General features: G+C 70.6%; 1 protein-coding gene and 1 pseudogene. One reads left to right on the top strand and one right to left on the bottom strand.

Annotation, left to right across the window (positions count from 1 at the left end; all coding sequences use genetic code 11):
* Positions 1 to 85: 85 nt before the first annotated feature.
* Positions 86 to 1,870 (bottom strand): cellulase family glycosylhydrolase, encoded by a 1,785-nt coding sequence (locus ACWEPL_RS65090; protein ID WP_452443043.1) that lies wholly within the window; start codon positions 1,868 to 1,870, stop codon positions 86 to 88.
* A 171-nt stretch (positions 1,871 to 2,041) separates the two neighbouring features.
* Between ACWEPL_RS65090 and ACWEPL_RS65085 the strand changes: the two are divergent.
* Positions 2,042 to 2,922 (top strand): annotated as a pseudogene (locus ACWEPL_RS65085) (hypothetical protein); the annotation flags it as partial.

Below are 2,922 nucleotides of genomic sequence, written 5' to 3'. Positions count from 1 at the left end.
GGGCGGGCTGGGCGGGGTGCGGCACGAGGACGTGGTGTTCGAGGTGGCCGTCGAGCCCGCCTGGCAGCGGGCCGGGCCGGGGGTTCTACGAGTAGGGGTTCTGGGTGAGCAGGTGTGCCTTGAAGCCCTCGCCGTACGTGCTGGTCGGGGTGCCGTTGTAGTCGGTGATGAGGACGTTGCCCTGGCTGCAGCCCCACGGGTTCCAGGTCCAGGCGGTGTATCCGACGCCGTGCGCGTCGGCCCAGGCCATCACCTGGTCGATGTAGTCGTGGGCGCAGGAGTTCTGCCCGATCTCACCGGCGTGCACGGGCACCTGCGCGGCCACGGCGCCGACCTGGCTGTTCCAGCAGGAGACGTTGGAGCAGGTGTTGAAGTTGTACGTGTGCCAGGCGGCCATGAGGTTGCCGGCCGGGTCGGTCGGCTTGTAGGTCAGCCACTGGCTCAGGTCGTTGGACCAGGCCAGGCCGCCGAGCATGATCACGTTGGTGGCGCCGGTGGCGCGTACGGCGTTGACCAGCGACTGCATGCCGGCCACCTGGTAGCTGATGCCGGTGCAGGTGCCGCCGTCGCGCCAGCAGGTCCAGCCGGCGGTCGCGTTCCAGTTCGCGGCGGCGTCCGGGTAGGGCTCGTTGAACAGGTCGAAGACGACCGCGTTGTTGCCCTTGAACGCGTTGGCCACGCCGGTCCAGAACGTGGGCGCGTACTGCGCGTCGGGCATCGGCTTCTGGCAGGTCGCCGCGGTGTCGGAGCAGCCGGCGCCCTGACCGGTGTACTGGCCGTAGTTCCAGTGCATCTCCACGATCGGCGTGACGCCGTTGTTCACCAGCAGGTTCACGTAGTCCTTGACGTTCTGCTGGTACGCGGCGCCGCTGGGCGAGCCGTTGGTGCCGATCCAGCACTCCTCGTTCAGCGGGATCCGGACCGCGTGGATGTTCCACGCCTTCATGGCGTCGATCGAGGCCTTGTCCACCGGGCCGCTGTCCCACATGCCCTTGCCCTGCACGCAGGCGAACTCACCGCTGGCCCGGTTGACGCCGAGCAACCGGTAGGTGTTGCCGTTGCCGGCGACCAGCTTGTTCCCGGAGACGCGCAGGATCGGCGCCGGGAGGTTGGTGCCGTCGTCGTCATCGGCCTCGGTGGCGTTGACCGTGACCGTGGTCAGGCCGGAGGAGGCGACGCTGATGGGCCGGGTGCCGTTGAGCCGGTCGGTGTCCTGTGCCGCGCGGAGCGTCACGGTCTGCGGGGTGCTCCAGTTGGCCGTGGTGAAGGTCAGGGAGGCGCCGGCGCTCACGGTGATGTCGCTGTCGCCGGTGCCCGCCGTGCTGGTGACCGTCACGTTGCCGGTCGGCTGGGACTGCAGGCGGACCGTGTAGCTCGCGGTCCCACCCTCGGGCACGCTCACGCTGGTCGAGGAGACCACCAGAGCCTGCTGCTGCGGGCCCCCGTTGCCGTTGCCGACGCACGAGACGCTGGGCGGCGGGTTGTTGGCGCCGGTGTACGTGCCGTTGAAGCCGACCGTCCACGTCGCCCCGGTGGCCTTGGCGGCGTTGTAGGTGGTCGGGTTGACGGTGACGGCCGCACCCGCCGGGGTGGGCGTGGCCGGGGTCGGCACGCCCTCCCACATCTGGGTGATCACCTGGTTGTCGGGGAAGTCGAAGCTCAACGACCACTTGGTCAACGGGTCACCGGTGTTGGTGACGTTGATGTTGGCGCCGAAGGCGCTGCCGTTGTCCCAGACCTTGGAGTAGGTGGCCGAACACGACGCGGCGGCCTCGGCAGCGGTCTGCGCGGCGGCGAGACCGAATCCGGCGAGCAGCACGGCGGCCGTGGCCGACAAGGCTCTGCGCCACGAGTTCCGGTGAATGGACATGGGGGTTCTCCGTGACTTATCGATGGGAGCGCTCCCAAACGTTCTTCCCGACAAGTCCGCTGCGCAAGAACGCGCCCGGTGCCGGGGACGGGGCAGCCGCGCCGACCTTGAACAAGTCGGCGAACGCTGCTGAAACTTTCATCCCGACCGGTGGGGATACAGTGTGATCTCATGAGCGGCGAGCGTTGGCTGCGCGTGCCGGTCGGGGACGAGGCTGCCCGGTGGCGCACGGTCGGCTCCAGCCGCACCGTCCTCGCGGTGGCGCGTACGGTGACCTCGGCCGGCCGGCTGCTGGAGATCCTGCCGTTGTTCCGGTCCGACCCTCGCGTGCAGGTGGTGTTCACGGTCGCGGCCGGCTCGGCCTTCGACGACGGCGTCGGTGACTACCTGCGCAGCGTCCAGGCGCGGACCGTGCCCTGGTCGCAGGCCGTGGAGACGCCGTTCCACCTCGCCGTCTCGGCCAGCGCCAACGGCGCGTTGCACCAGCTGAAGGCCCCGCTGCTGGTGGTGCCGCACGGCGCCGGGTACAACCGGCTCCTCAGCCCGGCGGACGGCCCCGAGAGCGGGGTCTCGGGCCTGGCGCGGCGCCAGCTCGTCCACGAGGGCAGGATCGTGCCGGCGGCCATCGCCCTGTCGCATCACGAGCAACTGGCGCGGCTGGAGCGGGACTGTCCCGAGGCGCTCCCGCGGGCCGTGGTGGTCGGCGACCTGGTGTTCGACCGGATCCGGGCCAACCTCGCCCGGCGTGACCGCTACCGGCGGGCTCTGGGGGTGGGCCCGCACCGCAAGCTGGTGCTGGTCAGCTCGACGTGGGGCGCGCATTCCCTGCTCGGCGCGAACGGCGACCTCGTGGCCCGGCTGGTGGCCGAGCTCCCCGTCGACGAATACCAGGTCGTGCTGGTGGCACACCCCAACGCCTGGTACGGCCACGGCGGCCTGCAGGTACGCCTGTGGCTGGCCGACGCCCGCGACGGCGGCCTGCTGGTGCTCCCGCCGCAGCAGGGCTGGCAGGCCGCGCTCGTGGCGTCGGACGTCATCGTGGGCGATCACGG

The organism is Nonomuraea sp. NPDC004186 (assembly GCF_053603495.1).
Note: the sequence above shows the minus strand (reverse complement) of the source record. Positions and strands in the feature narration are given on the sequence as shown.